This is a genomic window from Bradyrhizobium algeriense (assembly GCF_003062295.1).
In the GTDB taxonomy this organism is placed as follows: Bacteria; Pseudomonadota; Alphaproteobacteria; order Rhizobiales; family Xanthobacteraceae; genus Bradyrhizobium; species Bradyrhizobium algeriense.
This window is the reverse complement of record NZ_PYCN01000033.1, coordinates 17063-38398: the sequence shown is the minus strand read 5'-3', so window position 1 is coordinate 38398 and position 21336 is coordinate 17063. Positions and strand designations below refer to the sequence as shown.

The window sequence follows — 21336 nt, the reverse complement described above, 5'->3', positions numbered from 1 at the left end:
TATCATGACTTCAAGCCCTCAATTTCATTCGTTGGGCGATCAACTTGGGTCCAACGGGAAGCACCGCCGTGGCTGGATCTACGACGCGTTGGGCGTTCAACCGATCATCAATTGCGCTGGAACGAGGTCGAGCTTTGGCGGCAGCAATCCGATGCCGATGGTGGAGCAAGCCATGAAAGCTGCTGGCGAAACTTTTGTCGACATGGATGAACTCGCCGAAGGGGTCGGTAGATACATCGCTCAACTCACTGGGGCGGAATGGGGCGTCGTGACGGCCGGCAGCGTCGCGGCGCTTGCGCTGGCAACCGCCGCATGCATTGCCGGCAACGAACCGATTGCAATGACCCGGTTGCCCAAATCCGACGGTTTGAAAAACCGGGTCCTAATTCCGCGTGCGCATCGGTTCCCCTACGACTCGGTCATAGGCGCTGTCGGGGCCCAACTTATTCCGTTCGATAGTATTGAAGACCTCGCCGCGCTGGCTGAATCAGCTTGCATGACCTGTTTGCTCGGAAGGGCGGAGATGGCTGACAGCGAGATATCCTTGGAGGCGATACGTGAACGCGTTGGGCATATCCCGATTGTGGTGGATGCAGCTGGACTGTCCCCCGGCAAGCCTGACCCCTGGCTATCACGGGGCGCAACATTAGCTATCTACTCAGGGGGAAAATACCTGCGCGGCCCACAGTCAACCGGCCTGTTGATTGGGTCAGAACCACTGGCGCGGGCGGCCTGGGCGAATGGTCCACCCCACCTTTCGTTTGGCCGCGCGATGAAAGTCGGCAAAGAGGAGATTGTAGGCGCGGTCGTTGCCCTCGAGGCTTGGCTTACTCCGTCTTTACGTGCGAAAGATGAAAACCAATGGCTTCGGCTCTTAAGGACGATCGCGTCGAACCTTTCTCCCGATCTGTTCCGTGTTTCAATACAGCCATCAACTTGGTCGGTCCTCACGCCACGCCTGAGGGTTCATTGGGTTGACGAGCGTATATCCGCGGACGAAATCATTGCCCGGATGCTCCGCGATTTTCGGATTCAACTTCCGGACTTTTACTCAGGCGAGAATGTTGTCCTTATTGATCCTTTCAACATCCTCGATGATGAGCAGGCCCGCCTAGTTGCTCGATCCCTCAATACCGTACTGAGAGAGCTGCAATCTGAGATTGAGAACGCCCCTGACGTGGTTGATCCAAACGTTGACGAATTTTTCTCGGGACTCTGGAGTAGTTTTGTGAATTTCGCCGGTCGGGTGGAAGAGCATGCCATGGAGCTAACGCAAGACGGGGCTAACATTTCGGGTTCTTACCGGGGCGATGTCTTTGAAGGTTCGATAACTGGATTTGCCACAGGCAATGAGCTTCGCCTCGTTGCAAGGCACCAAGCTGACCAAATGGAAGTCTATTATTGCTTCGAAGGCCGGCTCCGCGAGGGCTGTATTGCAGGGGTTGCTAGGTTAGGGGCCGCGACACCGGAGCTACGAAGTCCTTCTCTTTGTAAGCAGTTCGGCAATGCCGCATGGACTGCAAAGCGTCGACGCTTTCTTCACCGCGATTCTGACCATGTCGCATACCTTTGATTTGTTCCACCGAGAAGAAAGTTGCGATCTGCGGAAGAGGAAAAGGAAGCTTCAGCACTGAAAATCCTGATTAGAAGACGATCAGACAGCTTTGGAATCGGCCGCAAGACCGACTAGCCACCGTCGGAGAACTCAATCCCTCCACTTCCGCTGAAGGCTTCAGATTTTGGCGGTGACGGACCTGAAGGAAGCGTGCTCTGGGAGCCGGCGGTGCCATTGGTGTGAATGGAGGGCCAGGAGGTCGATTCCATCGCTAGAGCGTTGGCCGATCAGGTTGCAAATACCCTGCGGCCACGAAGTAGTTTGTGGATTCTGCGGGCGTTTAGGTGTCGACGATGCGGCCAACGGCATCCCAGAGACCATTGACCGTACGTTCGGCGGCCTTTCGCAAATTTGCTTTGAGCTTGGCGAAGGCATTCTCGATCGGGTTGAGGTCGGGGCTGTAGGGTGGAAGATAGAGGAGCGTTGCGCCGGCGGCTTCGATCATCTCGCGTATGCGCGCCCCTTTGTGGCTGGAGAGGTTGTCCATGATGACAATCGCGTCTTGTGGAAGTTCGGGGACGAGCACCTTTTCCACATAGGTCTCGAAGGCATCACGGTTGATAGGGCCATCGAGCACCCAGGGCGCGATGATGCCGCGCGTGGTTAGAGCGGCCACGCAGGTTGTTGTTTTCCAGTGGCCGTGCGGAACGGCGGCTCGAAGACGTTCGCCGCGCTGGCAGCGGCCATGTGTTCGCGCCATGTTGGTCGACGCCCAGGTCTCATCAATGAAGACGAGCCGGTCCCGATCGAGCTTGCCTTGGCTCTCACGCCAGGCTTCCCGCCGCGTCAAGACATCCGGGCGATCCTGCTCTGTGGCATGGGCGGTCTTTTTTTGCGCGTGATGTTGTGGCGTTCGAAGAAGCGACGGATCGTCCCATAGCCGAAGGAAAGACCTTCTTTGCTAAGGCTGTCACGCAATTCCTCGATGGTGATATCAGGGGTTGCCTTAAGCAAGGCCAGGATCGTCACCTGATGGGCATCGATCCGGTGGGACTTGCGATCTCCGCCCTGAGCTCTTGGCTGGGCACTCCTTGCTCTCGCTCGCGCATCCGCCACCGGCTGACGCTCGCCGCGCTTACTCCAAACCGGTCGGCAGCCTGCCGGCCGGATACGCCGCCCGCAATGGTGGCAAGCACTCGTTCACGAAGGTCCATCGACAGCGGTTTCGCCATGCCCGCCGGCCTCCTGTCCCGGCGGGTAGCTTGAATCACCAAAACGCTAAGCAGGGCTTGCTCGCCTCGGGAGCCGCGACACCGGAACTGCGAAGGCCGTCTTTTTGTAAGCAGTTCGGAAATGCGGCGTGGACCGCAAGGAGCCGGTCGAAGCCGCAGCGCTCAGCCTGAATGGGCTGCCGGAGGGCTGCCTCGTCCATGTGCTGGGCAAACCCGGCTCGGACCTGTCGTGGGCCCCTTGCGAAACTGTCCGGCGCGGCACATCCCGTGCATGCGGCGGCGCCGGGAGAATGGTTTATCGTCGGTTATGCGCCGCTAGATCCGGGATAGTGACCACCCAAACGAAGTCACCATACGCCGTTCCTGCGTTCCTGCCGGATGCGTTTTGACGAAGCTCGTTCCATTGAATGATCAGCCACGAGAGACCTCCACTGAGTCCGCTTTTTTTGTACTCTTTTCCCGATTGTCGGCACTGCGCTGGCTCGGCGCTTCCTTGATGTCGATGATTAGATTGAAATAGCTGTCGACCTCGACGGTGCAGCCAGGGCCGATGACTGTCGTGGACTCGCGCTCTTCCACGACGGCAGGCCCCTCGAACCTGCTTCCTGGGCGCAGACGATAGCGATCAAACACATTCGTTATCACGAAGCCGACCTCGTGGAAGTAGACGTTTCTGGAGCCTTTTAGAGGTCCCCCTTCGGGGCCTTGGGATATCGAGAACCTGAGGGCCACGTCGGGGGCGGGACATATGGCCGACAGTCGCCACGTCAGCACTTCGACCGGCACCCCAGGAATGCTGCGTCCAAAGTGCCGTTCATAGGCAGCCCCGAACCGTTGCGCTAGATCCTCCCGCGCGCCCGCATCTAACGATCCATTGGGAATCCCGATTGGTATCTCGAATCCCTGCCCTAGATAGCGCATATCTACACTCCGCCGGATAATGACGGATTCAGATGAAATGCCGGCCTCTGCGAGGAATTGTCCGGCCTCTTGCTCCATCGCCTTCAGCAACTCATCGACGCGCTGCCAATCTAGGTCCGCAAGGCGCCCCCCATGGCTTCTTGCGAGATCGATTGCCGGCGCTGCTACCAGAAAGCCCAGCGCAGATATCACGCCAGCGCCAAGTGGAACGATCAGCCGTCTCACTCCGAGCAAACGAGCCAAGGAATGCGCATGCACTGGGCCGGCTCCGCCGAACGCCAGCATAGCGTATTGACGAGGATCGCGCCCTTTCTCCGCGATACACATCCGTGTTGCCGCCGCCATGTTTTCATCAACGATCCTGCGAATTCCAATCGCAGCCTCGACAACATCAACGGCCAGCGGCCTGGCGACATGCTCCTGGAGCGCGCGCTGCACCGTTGCCATGTCCAGCTTCATTTCTCCGCCAAGGAAGTAGGTGGGCGAGAGGTACCCAAGGACGAGATCCGCGTCGGTGACCGTTGGCCGGCTGCCGCCGCGTCCGTAGCACACCGGTCCCGGCTCGGACCCCGCGCTCTGAGGACCGATCTTGAGCAGGCCCATCTGATCGATACGCGCAATTGATCCACCTCCGGCTCCAATTTCGATTAAGTCAATTACCGGTATCTTCAGTGGCAGCCCGGATCCCTTCTGGAAACGGCTCACTCTGGCAGCTTCGAACTGGTTTGATCGTTCCGGTCGGCCCCCTTCTAGCAGGCACATCTTGGCAGTCGTGCCCCCCATGTCGAATGAAATTAGATGGGGCGTTTGAGTTATCCGACTATAGAACGTGGCGGCAGTTGCACCCGCCGCGGGCCCTGATTCGATGAGGTGGATAGGCTGTGATTGCGCCGCATCGACGGTTGTGAGGCCGCCTCCGGAAAGCATGAGATGCAGCGCCCCGCGAAAACCTCTCCGACGCAGCTTCTCGTCCAGATGCGTCAAGTAGCGGTTCATCATCGGTTGAACGTAAGCATTGGCGCATGCAGTATTGCATCGCTCATACTCGCGTATCTCTGGAGCGATCTCGTGTGAAAGCGTAATGGGTACTCCGGGCAGTTCGGACTTTAGAATCTCGCAGGCACGGCGTTCATGTGTCGCATTCGCGTAAGAGTGCAGAAAGCAAATGGCAACCGCTTCAACACCCTCGGCCTTGAGTTGCCGCGCGGCGGCACGAACGTCGGCTTCAGCGAGTTCTAAGAGAATCTCGCCCGCAGCGTTGATTCGCTCGCCAATCTCATGGCGAAAGCGTCGTGCGACCAGCGGTTCCGGTCGGCGCAGAAACAGATCGTGACGATCGTGGCGAATTTCCTTGCCGAGTTCCAGGGAGTCACGGAAACCTTGTGTGGTCAGAAGACCAATCTTGGCACCATTCCTTTCGATTATCGCGTTTGTGACAAGCGTCGTGCCGTGCGCGATCTCGTTTACGTCCTCTATCGCGCAGCCGGACTCCTGCAGAAGTCGCTCGACGCCTTCGAAAATCGCTCGGCTTGGGTCCGCATGCGTCGTCAGGCGTTTGCCTAAAAAGATCTTGCCGCTCGAACCATCAATGAGAACGAGATCAGTGAACGTACCGCCCACGTCGACCCCTATCCTGATGACGCGGTTTCCTGCTGCCAGTTTGCTCACTTCCCCATCCCCTACAATTGTGCTCCATAGTCGCGCTGCAACCCGGCGAGAGTTACGTAACCATCCATTAAGTCGCGAAGCATGTCCTCGCGCCTGCGCTTGGAGGGGTCTCCAAAGCCCCCGGCCCCCGCGTACCGTAGAATCAGTTTCTGTCCGGGCGAGAGCAAGCTGCGCGATTTCGGATGCGGCTTCGATCCATCACTCAAATAGATCGCGACCGGTGCTCCGGCCTTTCCTCCGATGAGGCCCTCGGGCGGGTTCTTCTGTCGATCAGCCATGAGTGAAAGTTGAACCTCTCGATCGGAAACCACCTCGACCTCAATCTCTTGGCCGAGGCCGCCTCGGAACTGTCCAGCCCCTCCGGAATCCGGAACGAGTTCCTTGCGCCAGACGATCAACGGCGCTGCCGCCTCGAACGCCTCGATGCTTCCCGAACCCGTATTGGTCGGAAAAGGTGTGCAAGAATGGCCATCAGAGGATGCGCTTGCTCCCATTCCGCCGCTCCCGAATAGTACTTGCGAGAAGCGGTTTCCATACCGATCGGTACCGCTGTAGACACTGCGCAAGGTTGGCGCCGTCCCAGACTCAGAAATGACCTTCTCCGGTACGATCTGCGCGAGGCACTTATAGATCGCTCCGGCAAGCAGATGGGCAGTGAGCTGCCGCGCATTGCAAGCTGCGGGCTGAATGGGATTGAGAATGCTTCCTTCGGGGGCCGTGACTGTAATCGATCGGTACGAGCCCTCATTGCGAGGAGTGGTTGGATCAAGCGCGCACTTCAGCGGATAAACCGAGAGCGCGTAGGTGAAATTCATCACAGAGTTCAGGCCGCGCCCGATCTGCTTCGAACTACCGGCATAGTCTACATGAAGCTTCGAACCAGAAATCGTAACGGCACAGACGATCCGCGTCTCCTCGTCATCGTAGCCGTCGGCGACCAGAACTGAGCTATATGTGCCGTCCGGGATTGCCTCTATGGCGGATCTCATCGCCTTGTCAGCGCGATCCTGCAGTGCTGCCGATACGGCAGTGAGATCTTGAAGGCCTGAGGTCTCGAGAAATTCGCCAAGCTTGCGTGCGCAAACCGCGTGCGCGGTCACTTGCGCAAAGACATCACCCAGCACCTGCTCTGGCACCCTCACATTGGCCCGGATAAGGGTGGCAAGTACTCGATTCTCTCGTCCACCTTCAAGGAACTTGGTTGGAGGGATGCGTATCCCTTCCTCAAACACCTCTCGGCAGTCGGCCGAAAACAGGGCGCCACCGATATCCGGGAGATGCGCAATGGATCCGGAGAATCCCACCAGTTGTCCACGATGGAAAATGGGGGCAAGCATCGCCAGATCCAAAAGGTGCCCAGTGGTCATCCACGGATCGTTCGTGACTATGCAATCACCCGGCTGCCATTGCTCGATCGGTATCTTGACCAAGCATTGGCTGAGGGTCCGGGGAAGGATGCCGACAAAGGACGGAGTACCAACGTTGGTGTCCGCAATACTGGCGCCGTCAGTGTCCATGAGGACCATCGTGAAATCGTTGGATTCGCGGACAACCGTGGAGAACGCAGTCCGAAGAAGCGCGACGGCCGCCTCATTCACTACAGAGACAAGTCGGTTCCAGAGAATTTCGAGGTCGATTGGATCGAAGTCGCTGTGGACTTTCATGATGAACTCCCGGTGCAATTGAGTGTGCCGAAAAAGGCTTCAAGACGTTGCACCTCGTCACGAAGCTCAATGAGGTGAGCCACGGTTGCTCTCGCACCACAGGCGCCGAGAAAGAAGAAATGCCCGCCCGGCAGATGTCTGGTCAGACGTCGCGGTGCATCGAGAACGCAGGCGCGCAACCGTACCCAGTCATGAGTAGGGAGTTGCGATGCCGCCAACTTGGGCATGACCGTGTGCAGCAGGCCCTTGACCGTGATCCCTCCCCAGACCGCCTCATCCGCTAAAGCGTGTCGATAGTCCCGCGGATCCACCGGAACGATTGCCGCGCATATCGGATAGTCGTCACCCGAAAAGACACGTGCCTCGCGAAGCGCACGAGAAAGGTCTTGCGGCTGTTCGCCCTTGAAATAAGGATCGAGCTCGGGTCCCCACAATCCCGGGGGCGCATTCGTGCGATAAAGATTCCGGAAGGCTTCAGGCTCGATGATGCTGCGCCCTTCCAGTCCTGCGATCGCGAGAAGTTCTTCCAGCCAGCGCTCATCTCTCGTGGAACCATCCCGCTTTCCAGACGAAAGATTCCAAAGCCCATTGGACAGAAGGCTCTCGGATGGCGTCAACCCGCCGTCGATCCGCGGGAAAGGCGGCGTTGCGCAGAAGGAGACGAAGCATTCAAGCGCTTGACCGCGAAGGCGCAGCGCGCGGGTCAGGGCAAAAACCAGTTTGCCGCCCATGCTCCAACCACAGGCGATAATCGGACGCTTGCCACCTTCGCCCACCGTCTCTGTCACAAGGCCTGCGAGCGCCGATGCCCATTCCTCTAGTCCGAGGTCCGGCTTAGGTGTCGCGAACACGGGATGGTCGCCGGGATAGGTTGCGGTGACCAGCCCCCACCCTCGTTTGTCGAGCCAGTAGTCGAGGAAGTCGCTCGCCTCGCCTTGTGGATGACCGTACGCAATGCGCGCCAGGATGCCGCCGCCTGTGAGGAAAAGCACGAGCGGCTTCTTGAGATCTCCCGGTCTGCAATACGCCAAGAGCGGAACGCCTTGGATCTTCAAGCAACGCTCACCTGCGAAAAGAGCGGATCGATCCTGGATAGACTGGTGCTGGGCATTCATAGAGTGCGTGCCCCAGCGGCCAAGCCGTTGCTTATCGGGTCGACATCCTCCGACGCTGCATCGAGGCATCGCTCCAGCGGAATTCCTGTATGAGTCATTGCTTGTTGCAGCGTAATTGAGGAGGGGCGGACCTATTTAAGGCTGGGTCCAGCTTCGACCGAGAGCGAAGACGCAGTTCCGATCCAGTTCGCGCGGAAATCCGGTGACATACCATGCCTTCCGCCGCTGCCGTAACTGGCTCCGCCTCTTTCCAAGGCACGGTAGGGAAAATTGATCGAGCTGACGATCTGTCCGGCACTGATCTCCCGCCGACGGGAATGCCTTCCCACCTGTGCCCGCATCCTCGCCGGATCTGTCGTGCGTAGTCAAAGATAGTGGACATAGGCGATTACCTTGCCGTTAGAGTCCAAAGCGACGTCAGTCCAGCTCTTCCACTGGTTCCCTAATCTTGGAGCGCTGGTCTTACGCATCGTATGCCCTAATGACGGCATCAAGCCCGCGCTCGAACGCCTCACGATCCGGCGCCGTGCCGGTGCCGAACCGGATAGCGTTCGGCGGCTCATCTTTGCCAAAAAAGTAGGTGTCGCTCGCGCTGATCTCCACGCCGCGGGAGCGAACCCGTGCAACGAACTCTGCACGCGGCTGGCTGGCTGGCAGCTTCAACCAGACATGTAACCCCTCCGCTATGGAATTGAATTCGCGGTGCCGCAGCCGCTCCGTTACAAGAGCCTGACGAGCCTGTGTTTCACGGCGTACAGCAGCAATTATCCTGTCGGCAGCGTCGTTCTCGATAAGCGCCGTTACAGTGGCGGCGTTGATGGGTGCGCACATCCAATACGTGGCTCGTACGCCCGGCCAAAACCGGGACTGAGCCGCCTCGGCGGACGGCGCCACCAGGTAGGCGACTTTCAATGCCGCCGCCATGCTTTTTGCTGTACCCAGGATGTACCAGGATATTTCTGGCGCGAACGCCGAAAGCGGTGGTGGGAGATCAAAGGGAAGGAGGCTATATATGTCGTCCTCGATGATTGCGACGCCGTATTTGCGGGAAATGTCCGCAATATTCCGACGGCGATCGACGCTCATGATTGCGGTCGTCGGGTTCTGCAGCGTCGGCATGGCATAGACGGCGGCAGGATTCTTGATCCTACACGCCGCCTCGTAGGCATCGGGCAGCATACCCTCCTTGTCCATTGGAATGCTGCAAAGGCCTATGCCGAACATCTCTGCGAACTGCCGCATCGTCGGGTAGCTGAGTTCTTCGATCGCCAAGGTCCCGCCCCGGCCAATGAGGCCGGCCATCAGCATGGTGATCGCACCTTGCGTGCCGTTGGTGACTATCAGCTGATCCGGATTCGGCGCGACAGGCAGACGCCTGCCGACAAAGCGTGCCCCTGCTATCCTATCACGCCGCTCCCCTCGAAACTGGTGCGCCCCGATCAAGTCATTTGGCGACTGTCTCGATAACACGGTCTGAACTGCTGCCAGATATTCGGCATCAAAGGCATGCGGAACTTTTGGCGGTAGATTGCCGCTCATGTTGAGCAGCGAAAGCTTGTTGGTATGTCTGTCAGCGGAATACGCTGCAGTTGTTGTTGCCTGTGCGGCCATGACCTATTTTCCCGTGGATGGCGTTGTCGCGGATAGCTGGACTCTAGAGCAGCCTTCGAGTCTGTTCGGCTATTTCAGCCAGTGCTCGCTTCGGCTCTGACCGTTGGGTGACGACCTTACGCATCTCATCCGCCATCCTATCTGCGATCTTCACCGTGTTGTCGGTTGGAAAAGAAAACTGATCGCCGGTGATGGGCAGCCGCTCCACGACTGAGCGGTGATGCGGATTGGCAGCGAAATACTGCTCAAGGAACTTCGGGTCATTCAGGGTGATCATGTTGATGGGCAGATATCCGGTATGCTTGGCTAGGATTGTCTGACCATCGGTCCCCGACGCGAAACTGATGAAGTCCCAGACACGATTCTGGCGCTCTGGATCTTTGGCAAACATGAAGAAGCCGTGACCTGCTCCGACAAGCCGCCCATTGGGATTCGGAACAGGTAATTGGCCCACCTGCAATTCGAATTGGCCTGACGCCGCCTTCGCCACCGAGCTGATGCCACTAGCGGTTCTGATGTGCACACCGGTAATTCCAGAATTGAACGCCTGGCGAGCTTGGTCCAGCGTCATATCGAAATTGCTGGTCTGGCCGAACTTGGACAGTATCTCGAGCGTCTGCAGTCCATCAGGCCCATCAAAAGCAATATCGGTCTGCTCGGGGTTCATCATGCGCCCGCCAAGCGTTCCAAGAATGTTCTGAAACATCCAAGCGTTTGTGGACGTATACTCAATGTATCCGCCGTTGACGTTTCCGCCGAGGGCGGCCACCTTCTTTCCAATCTCGACAATCTCGTCCCACGATTTCGGCAGTTCAGTGCCCGAAAACCCCGCCTGTTTCAGAACGTTCATATTGTAAAAGACGACTGGAATCGTCGTTCCGAACGGCAGCGAATAGTTCTTTCCGTCTACTAGAGTTGCATCGATCAAGGGGCGGGAAAGCCCCATCGTCGCAAGCTTTTCGGCGCCCCCGGAAAATTCATCGACCGGTTGCGAGATTCCGCGCCTGGCAAGTAGCTGGGCATAAGTAAGTGACTGCCACGTAGCATCCGGCAAATCGCCGACGAGCGCTCCGCGGAAGGTTTTTTGCAAAAGAGGATCCCAGTTGTCGCCATTTGCGACGAACTCGACTTGCGTCTCCGGATGCTTACCGCTGAATTTCTGGCCCAGATCGGCCAGCATCTTCGCATAGCTTGGCGCACCATGGCTGATCGTCAGCTTGATAACTTTGGCGGCGCGGCCGATTGCGGGGATTGCAAATGCCCCGATTGCGGAAGCACCGGTCAGAAGCAGTCTTCTACGTGTGGTGCGCATCGAGTGATCTCCTGAGAGTTTACTTAAATCCCACCGGCCGTCAGCGCTGGATTGGGTTGTGAGTGCTAGCCCGGCAGAGTGCTCGTATCGCCCGTGTCAGCTATCTGCCGTTCCACTTTCGACGTAGCGCGTGTTGCCTACCGCCACCCGACGAAGAACCTGTTTATAGCTGCCAAGTCGCGCCGCGAAGATTTCGTCGCGGCAGCGGATCTTTGGACGCGATGCTGGCTGTAGAAGCTCGTGAAGCACCCGTCCACCCATCGTCGGCGGGGCGTCAATGCCAAGCAGATGAAGGATCGTCGGCGTCACGTCGCAAATCCCGGACGGCAAAGAAGAGGCGGATCCAATGTTTGCAAAAGCAGATCCCGCGACGATGCCGAGCGCACCGAGTTCCTTCGGATGCAGCCCACCGTGAAGGCCGAGACCGGCCCGACGATCATTGTCGTAGAAAGTACCGCCTACGAGGTCGAAGGGGTCGATGCTATTGTCTGCGCGGAAGGAAAAGGCGATGTCCGGCGCACGGACATGATCGGCGAAGACGAGACGGTTTGAGAGGCTCCCGGGGGCGATGCCGTTGACCTCGTCCTTCGCACGCGTAAATACTGGCCCGCACCATGGCTCGGACGTAATGGTTGCGACCAACCGGGCAACCTTCGCCTCATCCGGATCGGCAAGATAGAGAGCGCCGACCTGGCCCGGCACCACCACCACGTCAACATCGGGAGCAGGCGCAACGCCTGGGCTGAAGCCGGCCGCGCGCAGGCTATCGGTCACGGCGACGCGCGTATGGCCGGTGATATGGCCGTGATCCGAGATCGCGAAAATCTGAACGCCAGCCTGCCTTCCCTCTGCTTCCCACCAGTCGAACACTCGGCCGAACTGTTGGTCGCAATGGGCAATGATGGAGCGTGTCGCCTCCGCCCCCGTGCCGTGGAAATGCGAGGTGACGTCGGGCTCGCCATAGGAAAGGATCGTTACATCGGGACGATATTTCGGCCAGACGACGTCCAGGAAAGCCGAGGTGATCCAGTCTTGGCCGATACGGTCCGGCTCCTTTTTGGGCGGGACCGGCGTCAATGCACCGATACATGTCTCAATTTCGGCGAGCACACCATCCGGCGTGCAGGCTTCGCGGAAATGGCCGGAGAGGCGCACATGGCCGAAGTCCTCGGCCTTGTGGTGGAAAAGCCGGGTGGTGCCCGGCGTATTTGTGGCGAGCACGGCGAGGCTCCGCCGGCTCGCCGCCAGGATCTCGCCGAGCGAGGGCGCCGAATAGAGGTGTCCACCGCTTTCGAGGTCGAGGCGGCGCAGAAGAATTGCGTCGGAAGTGTCGATGTAGCGTGGGGGCGTTAGGGAGCGGTCGACATATTTGTTGCCGACCATGCCGTGGCGGTTGGTCGTCGCGCCTGTGACGAGGCTCGGGAAGGCTGAGCGAGTTTCGCTAGGATAGACGGTGCGGTGGCTGGAGAGCGTCACGCCAGCAGCCTTCATGCGGCAGAGATTGGGCGTCAGCATAGGACCGACGATGTCCGGGCGCAGGCCATCGAAGCTGACGATGAGGAACCGAGATTCTTGCTCAGGCATGAACGTTCCAGAAGATCGCGGCATTTAGGATACTTCACAGGTTTGACGGCAAAGGCCGCCGCCATCCAACGAGCGCCTGTCGACTGCGTGCACGGATGTTTCCACCATCAGGACCCGGACAACAACCAAAAATTTCAGCGAACTGTGTCTGACGAGCAGGGTCATGATTGAGTTTCAGATATTGGCACGCGATTCTTGAGCTTCTTCACTTGACTGCTCCACCTGCAAGTCCGTCGACGAACCATTTTTGGGCGGTGAGGAATGCGATCACGAGGGGGAGGACGACGAGAGTTGCAGCGGCCATGAGCGGGCCGTAGTCGTTGCCGGCTTCCTCATTTTTGAAGGCCATGATACCGAGCGGGGGCGGCATGAGGGACTGGTCGCGCACTGCGATCAGCGGCCAAAACAGGTCGTTCCAGTGCGAGACGACCGAGAAGGTCGAGAAGGCGATGACGGCCGGCAGCGCCATCGGCACCATGATCTTCCAGACGATCGCGATTTCGGAGAGCCCGTCGAGCCGCGCGGCGTGGACCACGTCATCAGGAATGGTCTTGAAGAACTGCCGGAACAGGAAGATGCCGAAGGGCGAGACCACATAAGGGAAGACGAGCGCCGCATAAGTGTTGAGGATGCCAAGCTGGTAGCCAAGAATGAAGAGCGGCAGCGAGAGCACCTGATGCGGCAGGAGCAGCCCGATGAGCACCATGCCGAAGAGGAGGTCGCGGCCGGGAAACCGCAGTTTGGCGAACGCATAGGCGCAAGGGGCGCAGACGAAAATCTGCAGGCTGAGGATGAGAGCGCAGACGATCAAGCCATTACCCATGTAGCGTGGCAACGGCGCGTCAGTCAGCGCCTTGGTATAGTTCTCGAAGCCATAGAATTGCGCGGGCCAGAAGGAGAAGGAGGCACGGAAGATCTCGCCGGGCGGCTTGATCGATAGTGAGACCATCCACACGAAGGGGATCACAATGAGCGCGCCTGTGATGAGCAGCACGGCATGTCGAAGAATGGCGGCAGGCGGCGACAGGCGGTTGGCGGAGGTGGGGAGGCTCATTGATAATGCACCTTCCTGTCCATGACGCGGGTCTGGATGAGAGTGAGCGTCACGACGATAGCCAGAAAGATGACGGCCACGGCGGCACCGTATCCGGTGCGCAGATATTCGAAGCTCTCCCGGTAGAGCGTGTAGAGCAGAACTTCGGAGGCGTGGCCGGGCCCGCCTTGGGTCAGCACTTTCACGGTGTCAAAGGACTCGAACGCCCTCAGCGCTACAACGATGACAACGAACATTGAGACTGGGCCGAGCATGGGCAGAGTGACGGTGCGCAGCCGGTCAAGCCAGAGATCCGCACCATCGACATCGGCGGCATCGTAGACGTCCTGCGGGATGCTCTTGAGGCCGGCTAGGAACAGCACCATGGCATAGCCGAGGTTTTGCCAGATGCCGATGATGGCCAGTACCGGTAAGGCCGTACTCTCGTCGCGCAGCCAGTTGGCGGTCGGCAGGCCGATCGCGGCCAGCGTCTGGTTAACGAGGCCGATCGTGGGATGTAGAAGCGCCTCCCAGGCGACCGCCATAGCGGTGAGCGTCGCCATGAAGGGCAGGAAGTGGATGGCGCGGTAGAAGGAGCGACAGGATTTTCCGCTTTCGATCAGAATCGCGATCGCAAGACCAAGGACGAGAGTCCCGGGCACGACGATCAAAACGTAGACGAACGTGTTGAAAAGGGAGGTCCTGAAGCCCGCGTCTGCGAAGACCTCGCGGAAGTTGGCCAGACCGACGAAGGAAAGGGTACGCGCTCCGAACTGCCAGTCGGTGACCGCGATGACGAAGACGCCGATCACCGGCATGAGGAACAGAGCGAGCAGCAAGAAGACGGCGGGCCCTGCTAGCGTCCAGGCCGCCAGCGTTTCCGTAAAGGCACGCCTGCGGGCCGGTGAGGCAGCGGAGGATATTCGAACGCCACCGGTCGCGGACGGCTCGTCGGAGGTGCCGGAAAGGGAAAGAGGTTCACTCATCAGGCGATCTGCCGGATCGGCGTGACCGATGCCCGGCCGGATTCCACTTGCCGGTGCAAACGTCGCCCATCACGGGCGAAGAGAAGGACGCGGTCCGGCCTGACGTCGACATGCAAGGTCTGGCCGGGGACGATATGAGGCGCCCGTTCGGCCAGTAGCCTTGCGATCAACGGATGATCGATGCCCGCTAGATCGAGATGGACGAAGAGATCGGAGCCCATGTGCTCGATCATGCGCACGGAACCGGTCAGTACGCCCTGCCCGCCTTGATCGGCGAGATGAAAAGCCTCCGGGCGAATGCCGAGAGTGAGATGCGCGCCCGCGCTCGCATCGGCCTCGATCGTGAGCGTCGCTCCGGCCACATCGATCAGGCCCCGTTCTCGCACCACGCCCTCAAGCATATTGATCTTGGGCGAACCGATGAATTCGGCGACGCGCCGATCGTCTGGATCGGCATAGATGTCCTGCGGCGGGGCGACCTGCAGCAACTCGCCGTCGAGCATCACCGCCACCCGGTCCGAAAGCGTCATGGCCTCGGCCTGGTCATGCGTTACATAGACGAAAGTGACCCCGAGCCGCTGGTGCAGTTCCTTGATCTCGGCGCGCATCTGCACACGCAGCTTCGCGTCGAGGTTTGACAGCGGCTCGTCCATCAGGAAAACAGCCGGATGGCGCATCATCGCCCGGCCAACCGCCACGCGCTGACGCTGGCCGCCGGAGAGCTGGCCCGGTTTGCGCGATAACATGTGGCCGATACCAAGGGACTTGGCTGTACGAGCGACTTCCACGTCGATCTCGGCAGCGATCCGCGCCGTTCGTGGCAACAGGCGGCCGAGAAGAGGAAGCCTTTGGAAGGCGGAGAACCGGCGCATCCGAAGCGGGAGCGCCATGTTGGATGCGACCGTCATATGAGGATAGAGCGCGTAGGACTGGAACACCATGGCAATATCCCGACGCTTCGGCCTGAGGCCGTCCACTCTCCGTTCGCCGATCAAGATTGAACCTGCATCCTGCACCTCGAGCCCTGCTAAAATGCGTAATAGTGTCGACTTCCCGCACCCTGAAGGTCCTAACAGAGTCAGGAACTCGCCATCTGCTATCGACAGCGAAACCCCACGCAATACGGACGTTAGGCCATAATTCTTTGTGACGCTGTCAATCAATACGGATGCCATAGCTGTCACTTCCACATCGCATGAAGCCCTCACACCCAATGAGATCGTCTATCTCGTCGGATCGGGGCGGCCGATTTGTAAAGACTTCAACCCCCGGATTGCTAAGGGCTCATGACGCTCATCGAATAATTCGATACACAATTGCCAAAATGCGATAATTGAGTGGGCGATTTGGATGTCGGGATAAGGAAAATCGTGCTTAAAAGGCGCGATGGCAAAGACTTTCGATATCACCCAGAGCTAGGTGAGCCGCCTCGATTCTAGATCTAAGCTGATCGAGCGGCGCGGGCGCGATCGCGATTGACAATTTCGGGCGACTGTTCGCCGAAGCGGTCGCCGAACCGCTGTCCAGATGCACCGTCGCGATGACGCGCAGTCCTGCGCGTTTAGCTCACCACCTTCGCCCACACATTGCCCATCCCAAACCATCAGGCCTTCTTGCCCGAGATGGGACGTGATCGGATCGCTGTCCTTGCCCTCAACTACGGGTGACCTTCAACGTGATATAACCTGATCTGATGTTGGCTGAGCTTTCGGACGGTGGAACATCTGTGACGAAAATTGGTTTGCGTCGGCTCGCCTCAACATGCAGGCCATGGGCTCGCCGCGCCATGATCGGTCTAACTCCTGAGATCGCTTGCCGAACCGCGCTTGCTCCCGCCAAGAGCAGCGATATGGTTCTCTGCGCACTATTCAACCACGCAATGTCAGGCATCCAGCGGTCACAGCTTGCATCGGGAACCCTCACGTCGACCTGACCGCCAGAGCCCTCTCGCAGTGCGGCCAAAGACGCATAGCGAAGCCGTGCGACGTTGCCACCCATTAACTAACTCCTTCGTTGCGTGATCAGCCGACGACCTCCGACGCGGCTGACCGTTTGATCACGGTCGTTTGCCTAACCTCGAACAGCCTGTCAGCGACGCTATTCCTCACCTCCTCGTCATGGAAGATACCGACAATCCCGGCACCGCGCGCCTTGGCCTCGTTGATGAGAGCGATAACGATGTTGCGGTTGGAGGCGTCAAGCGACGCGGTAGGCTCGTCGAGAAGGAGCACAGGGTAGTCGACCATGAAGCCACGGGCGATGTTGACGCGCTGCTGCTCGCCGCCGGAGAAAGTGGCGGGCGCCAGCGACCAGACGCGCTTGGGGATCTTAAGGCGACACAGCAGCGCTTTCGCCCTTGAATGCGCTTCCTCCGCCGGAACACCGATGGCGATCGCCGGTTCTGCGACGACCTGGATGGTGGCGACGCGCGGTATGACGCGCAGGAACTGGCCGACATAGCCGATGGTGAGGCGGCGCACCTCCATCACTTCCCAAGGCTCGGCGCTGACGAGGTCGATCGATTCGCCGTCGTGTTGCACGACGATGTGGCCCGTGTCAGGCTTGTAGTTGGCGTACAGCGAACGCAGCAACGTCGACTTGCCGGACCCGGATGGGGCCGTGCAGACAGACGCACTTGCCCGATCGCACATCCAGTGAGACGTCGTTGAAAACGTCGATTTCTGCGCCGCCCTGAGTATGGAGCCTGAAACTTTTAGAAAGGCCGCGAACGCCAACGAGGATAGTCATAGTCAGTGCCTCCTTCTTCAGACCTGCAGCACTGAGGAGACCAGCAGTTGCGTATAGGAGTGGTGAGGATCGTCGAGCACTTGGTCCGTAAGCCCCTCCTCGATCACCCACCCGCCCTGCATCACCATCAGACGGTCGGCAAGAAGACGCGCCACTCCGATATCATGTGTGACGACCACAACGGCGATACCAAGTTCGTGGACGAGCCTGCGCAGGAGATCGAGGAGCTTCGCCTGGACCGAGACGTCAAGCCCGCTAGTCGGCTCGTCCATCAGCACGAGGCGGGGATGGGTGGCGAGTCCTCGCGCAATCTGCAGCCGCTGCTGCATGCCACCGGAAAAGACCTCGGGTAGGTCATCAATGCGCTGCCCGTCGATATTGACCTTCTTGAGCCATTGCAACGCGGTCGCGCGCAAGGAGCCGTAGTGGCGGCAGCCGGCGGCCATCAGAGGTTCGGCGATATTGCCGCCGGCGCTGACGCCGAGGCGCAATCCGTCGCGCGGGTTCTGGTGGATGAGCGAGAGCATCGTCGGCAGGAATTGCTCGCGCGAGGCTTCGTCCATCGCCCAGAGATCGACGAGATGGTCATCGGAGGCGATCCAAACCGTGCCAGCATCCGGCTGGAGGAGGCCGCCAAGGCAGCGGAGCAGCGACGACTTGCCCGAGCCGCTTTCTCCGACGATGCCGAGAACTTCGCCCTCCCGCAATGAGAACGAGATCGCGCTGCAGGCTGATACGCGTCCGAAGACCTTCGAGAGGCGCTCGGCCCGCAGTATTTCCCTCGCTCTCGGTTTCATGCCTCGGTCCCTTCGTTCTGCCGCTCGGCGCAATAGTTGGTATCCGAGCAGACAAAGGCCCGGGCACCGCAATCATCAAGGAGGATCTCGTCGAGATAGCTGTCCTGCGCGCCGCATAGCGAGCAGCACGCGTCGAAGCGCTGCACCGTGAAAGGATAGTCCGCAAAATCGAGGCTCTTGACATCAGTGAAAGGCGGGATGGCGTGGATGCGCCGCTCCCGGCCCGCGCCGAATAGCGCGAGCGCGCGGCTGCGGTGAAGCTTCGGATTGTCGAATTTTGGGATTGGCGATGGCGAGGCGAGGTAGCGCCCGTTGACGATGACCGGATAATCATTCGACACGGCGACGTGGCCGAGCCGAGCAATATCCTCATAGAGGCGGACGTGCATAACGCCGTAGCGGGCAAAGGCGTGGATTTTCCGCGCGACCGCCTCATGCGGGATGAACCGGCGCAACGCTTCGGGCTGCGGCACCTGGAAGACGATGATCTGGTCATCGGAGAGCGACCGCTCCGGAATGCGGTGGCGCGTTTGAATCACCGTTGCCTCTCCAGTGCGCTCAGTCGTGACGACATCGGCGACCTTGGCAAAGAAGCGACGGATCGAGACGGCATTGGTGGTGTCATCGGCACCCTGGTCGATCACCTTTAACACGTCATCCCGGCCGAGGATGCTCGCAATAACCTGTAGCGCGCCCGTGCCCCAGCCAGGGGGAAGCGGCATCTCGCGGCTGCCGAATGGCACCTGGTAGCCGGGCACGGCCACCGCCTTCAGGATCGCTCGCCGGATCATCCGCTTCGTCATCTCGTCGAGATAAGCGAAGCTGTAGACACCATCGTCGTCGAATGCGAGGTCAGTCTCCACTGAGAGCCTCCGTGATCGTATCCGGCTCGGGGGCGGTTTTGAGTCCGGAGTGCCGTTCCGCATAGTCCGCGCGCATCTGGCCGAGCAGCTGCATCTCGGCCTGGAAATCGACATAGTGGGGCAGCTTCAGGTGCTGCACCAAGCCGGATGCCGCGACGCTGTCGGAATGAGAGAGGACAAACTCGTCGTCCTGTGCCGGGTAAGCGACCGTCTCGCCCAGTTCAGCCGACCGCAGCGATCTGTCGAGGATGGCCATCGAGAGCGCCTTGCGTTCGCCATGGCCGAAGACGAGGCCATAACCCCGCGTGTAGCGTGGCGGCAGCGAGCCATCACCAGTGGTCAGATGCACGGTCTGGCATTCGGTGAGGCGGATCCTGCCGATACCGACCGGCATGCCGAGTTCGGGGATGGTCAGGACAACCGTAGCGTCACCGTAGCGCAGTTCGGCGACGAAAGGATGGTTACGCCCGTAGCCGCGCATGGTCGAATAACAGAGCCCCATCAGGAAACCTTCGTCACCGCGGGCCAAACTCTGCAGCCGCTGGTCCCGTCCGGACGGAAACACCACCGGGTCGCGGGTGATGTCGGCAACCTTCCCCTCCCGGTTCGGCCGGGCATGCTCGACGAGGTCGGTTCGCGCCAGCACGCCGCAATCTCTCGTCAAGGCGTGAGCCGCCGCATCGGGCCACGGCTCTCCAGTGTCGCCCTCGTTTTTTCCTTCGTCCTCGCTCTCGCTGGCGATATCGGAGAGGTCGTCACTCCCCGCCTCTCCCATCAGCCCGACATCGAGCATCCGGTGGGTGTAGTCATAAGTCGGCCCAAGGAGCTGGCCGCCCGGCACGTCCTTGTGGGTCGTTGCAATCCGCCGGCGCACAATCATCGCTGCCGTGTCTACCGGTTCGGCGTGGCCGAAGCGGGTGAGAGTGGTCCGGAAAGCACGCAAAAGATAGATCGCCTCGGTCAGGTCGCCCTCGGCCTGCTTAATTGCGAGCGCCGCCAGCTCCGGATCATAAAGCGAGCCCTCGCTCATCACTCTGTCGACGGCGAGCGATAATTGCTCGCGGATTTGATCGACGCCGAGATCGGCGATCCTTCGGTTGCCGCGCCGGCGCTTGGCGAGGAGACGGTGTGAGGCGGCGATGGCGGCTTCGCCGCCCTTAATGGAGGTGATCATGGTCCCTCCACCTTGGTGGAGCGCGGGAGTCCGATGACAGAGAGGTCGTCGGTGATGAAGATGTCGACGCCGAGGGGATAGCGTGCGGCATTCTCGCGGCAGAAGGGCCAGAACCAGTCCGGCAAACCCCGGGGCGCCAGGCTTGCGGTGGTCTCGATCCCTGGCCCGGAGAGGCGGACCGCGGGCCCACCGGTCAGCGCGGGTATCTGGAGGACAAGCGTCGTCGACCGATCGGGATAAGCGGCCTCGCCCGGATGGAAGCCGCGGAGCCCGGCTAGCCGGCCGGCATCACCGATCAGGGCGATCGTCGCGGCCTTCGGATCAATAACTTGCGGCGCATTTGTGTGGAAATGTAGGTAACGCCGGACCGGCTCCGTCGACAATGTTGCGTCGAGCCAGATCGGGCAATCGGCGTCGGCGAGCATCAGAGCGATGGCAGCGAGCGGCCCCGCCATTGGCGCCGGCGGCTCGTCCGGCCCGGGAAGCGACACTGGCGTACCGGGCCGCGACAGCGCCTTTAGAAGTCGGCGGAACGCGGTCTGCACTTCATGAACCGGATCGCGGAAGCCCGACGGGATCAGATCAGCCGTCATTCGCCATTGGCCTCCCGCCCCAGCATGAAGAAATCGACCTTGCTCAGTTGCGTCTCGCGTCGGACCGCCCGCTCCGTTTCGCGCACGCAACGATCAATCGCGGCAATGATTGGGGCAATCGTGCCGGCCCCGGTAGCTTGGTCGCGCTGCATTAGCCCGTCGAATAGGGCGGCGAGCGCAGCGTGGCGCTTGTTGCGGCCGAGCACATAGGCGATGCCGATCTCGCCGGTCTCGATCTGGAGCGTACAGCGCGTCACCGTCGCCTCGCCGAGATTGAACACCGCGCCGGTGCGACCGACTGCCCCCCGCAACATCGCTGCGCCATACTCCGGTCGGCGGATCCACTGGAATTTCGGGCGGGCGATCGCCGCCCAGTGCCGGTCCAGTTCGGCAAGCCGGGCCTTGGCAAGCACCGTCATCCAGTGTTGACGGGTGCATTGATCGCCAAAAGCGGTTTGCGTGGCTGACACATTCATCTCC

15 protein-coding genes and 2 pseudogenes are annotated in these 21336 nt (G+C 60.0%); 1 reads left to right on the top strand and 16 read right to left on the bottom strand.

Annotated elements, in window-relative coordinates; genetic code table 11:
* The first annotated feature begins 4 nt into the window (after window positions 1-4).
* Window positions 5-1573, top strand: a complete 1569-nt coding sequence (locus C7G61_RS35690) for a hypothetical protein (protein WP_145963744.1) — start codon at window positions 5-7, stop codon at window positions 1571-1573.
* Window positions 1574-1895: 322 nt separating this feature from the next.
* On the opposite strand, the pseudogene C7G61_RS35685 reads toward C7G61_RS35690, so the two are convergent.
* The 16 genes and pseudogenes from C7G61_RS35685 to phnG form a co-directional block, all read right to left on the bottom strand.
* Window positions 1896-2787, bottom strand: a pseudogene (locus C7G61_RS35685) (IS630 family transposase).
* Window positions 2788-3198: 411 nt separating this feature from the next.
* Window positions 3199-5376, bottom strand: coding sequence for a hydantoinase/oxoprolinase family protein (locus tag C7G61_RS35680; protein WP_244608617.1), 2178 nt, complete (start codon window positions 5374-5376; stop codon window positions 3199-3201).
* An 11-nt stretch (window positions 5377-5387) separates the two neighbouring features.
* Entirely contained in the window at window positions 5388-7040 is a 1653-nt protein-coding gene (locus C7G61_RS35675; protein WP_108522387.1) for a hydantoinase B/oxoprolinase family protein, read from the bottom strand.
* A complete protein-coding gene (locus C7G61_RS35670) occupies window positions 7037-8095 on the bottom strand; it encodes a hypothetical protein (protein ID WP_190242121.1) in 1059 nt (352 codons plus the stop codon). Before C7G61_RS35670 ends, C7G61_RS35675 begins: the two co-directional genes overlap by 4 nt.
* 522 nt (window positions 8096-8617) lie before the next feature.
* Window positions 8618-9766 carry an aminotransferase-like domain-containing protein gene (locus C7G61_RS35665; RefSeq protein WP_108522385.1) on the bottom strand — a complete coding sequence of 383 codons (1149 nt, stop codon included), beginning with the start codon at window positions 9764-9766 and terminating at the stop codon, window positions 8618-8620.
* Between the two features lie 43 nt (window positions 9767-9809).
* A complete protein-coding gene (locus C7G61_RS35660; protein ID WP_108522384.1) occupies window positions 9810-11078 on the bottom strand; it encodes an extracellular solute-binding protein in 1269 nt (422 codons plus the stop codon).
* A 96-nt stretch (window positions 11079-11174) separates the two neighbouring features.
* The gene (locus C7G61_RS35655) at window positions 11175-12686 is read right to left on the bottom strand and encodes an alkaline phosphatase family protein (RefSeq protein WP_244608616.1); all 1512 of its coding nucleotides are present in this window, start codon (window positions 12684-12686) and stop codon (window positions 11175-11177) included.
* Between the two features lie 181 nt (window positions 12687-12867).
* Entirely contained in the window at window positions 12868-13716 is an 849-nt protein-coding gene (locus C7G61_RS35650) for a carbohydrate ABC transporter permease (protein WP_108522382.1), read from the bottom strand.
* Entirely contained in the window at window positions 13713-14513 is an 801-nt protein-coding gene (locus C7G61_RS35645; RefSeq protein ID WP_420836822.1) for a carbohydrate ABC transporter permease, read from the bottom strand. Before C7G61_RS35645 ends, C7G61_RS35650 begins: the two co-directional genes overlap by 4 nt.
* A 167-nt stretch (window positions 14514-14680) precedes the next feature.
* Window positions 14681-15856 (bottom strand): ABC transporter ATP-binding protein, encoded by a 1176-nt coding sequence (locus C7G61_RS35640; protein WP_108522380.1) that lies wholly within the window; start codon window positions 15854-15856, stop codon window positions 14681-14683.
* Between the two features lie 846 nt (window positions 15857-16702).
* Window positions 16703-17429, bottom strand: a pseudogene (phnL, locus tag C7G61_RS35635) (phosphonate C-P lyase system protein PhnL).
* A gap of 17 nt (window positions 17430-17446) precedes the next feature.
* Window positions 17447-18226 (bottom strand): phosphonate C-P lyase system protein PhnK, encoded by a 780-nt coding sequence (gene phnK / locus C7G61_RS35630; protein WP_108522379.1) that lies wholly within the window; start codon window positions 18224-18226, stop codon window positions 17447-17449.
* The gene (locus C7G61_RS35625; RefSeq protein WP_274542301.1) at window positions 18223-19089 is read right to left on the bottom strand and encodes an alpha-D-ribose 1-methylphosphonate 5-phosphate C-P-lyase PhnJ; all 867 of its coding nucleotides are present in this window, start codon (window positions 19087-19089) and stop codon (window positions 18223-18225) included. Before C7G61_RS35625 ends, phnK begins: the two co-directional genes overlap by 4 nt.
* On the bottom strand, window positions 19079-20263 hold the full coding sequence (locus C7G61_RS35620) for a carbon-phosphorus lyase complex subunit (RefSeq protein ID WP_108522377.1): 1185 nt from the start codon (window positions 20261-20263) through the stop codon (window positions 19079-19081). The genes C7G61_RS35625 and C7G61_RS35620 overlap by 11 nt, the downstream gene beginning before the upstream one ends.
* On the bottom strand, window positions 20260-20856 hold the full coding sequence (gene phnH / locus C7G61_RS35615; protein WP_244608614.1) for a phosphonate C-P lyase system protein PhnH: 597 nt from the start codon (window positions 20854-20856) through the stop codon (window positions 20260-20262). Before phnH ends, C7G61_RS35620 begins: the two co-directional genes overlap by 4 nt.
* Complete coding sequence (gene phnG / locus C7G61_RS35610) at window positions 20853-21326, bottom strand: phosphonate C-P lyase system protein PhnG (RefSeq protein ID WP_190242120.1); 474 nt, start codon at window positions 21324-21326, stop codon at window positions 20853-20855. The genes phnH and phnG overlap by 4 nt, the downstream gene beginning before the upstream one ends.
* Window positions 21327-21336 lie beyond the last annotated feature (10 nt).

Excerpts from the sequence above, each read along its gene's own strand:
- C7G61_RS35640 (WP_108522380.1), bottom strand. The coding sequence starts at position 15,856 with ATGGCATCCGTATTGATTGACAGCGTCACAAAGAATTATGGCCTAACG.
- C7G61_RS35660 (WP_108522384.1), bottom strand. The coding sequence starts at position 11,078 with ATGCGCACCACACGTAGAAGACTGCTTCTGACCGGTGCTTCCGCAATC.
- phnH (WP_244608614.1), bottom strand. The coding sequence starts at position 20,856 with ATGACGGCTGATCTGATCCCGTCGGGCTTCCGCGATCCGGTTCATGAA.
- C7G61_RS35690 (WP_145963744.1), top strand. The coding sequence starts at position 5 with ATGACTTCAAGCCCTCAATTTCATTCGTTGGGCGATCAACTTGGGTCC.
- C7G61_RS35675 (WP_108522387.1), bottom strand. The coding sequence starts at position 7,040 with ATGAAAGTCCACAGCGACTTCGATCCAATCGACCTCGAAATTCTCTGG.
- C7G61_RS35645 (WP_420836822.1), bottom strand. The coding sequence starts at position 14,513 with ATGCCGGTGATCGGCGTCTTCGTCATCGCGGTCACCGACTGGCAGTTC.
- C7G61_RS35620 (WP_108522377.1), bottom strand. The coding sequence starts at position 20,263 with ATGATCACCTCCATTAAGGGCGGCGAAGCCGCCATCGCCGCCTCACAC.
- C7G61_RS35655 (WP_244608616.1), bottom strand. The coding sequence starts at position 12,686 with ATGCCGCGATCTTCTGGAACGTTCATGCCTGAGCAAGAATCTCGGTTC.
- C7G61_RS35650 (WP_108522382.1), bottom strand. The coding sequence starts at position 13,716 with ATGAGCCTCCCCACCTCCGCCAACCGCCTGTCGCCGCCTGCCGCCATT.
- C7G61_RS35665 (WP_108522385.1), bottom strand. The coding sequence starts at position 9,766 with ATGGCCGCACAGGCAACAACAACTGCAGCGTATTCCGCTGACAGACAT.
- phnK (WP_108522379.1), bottom strand. The coding sequence starts at position 18,226 with ATGAAACCGAGAGCGAGGGAAATACTGCGGGCCGAGCGCCTCTCGAAG.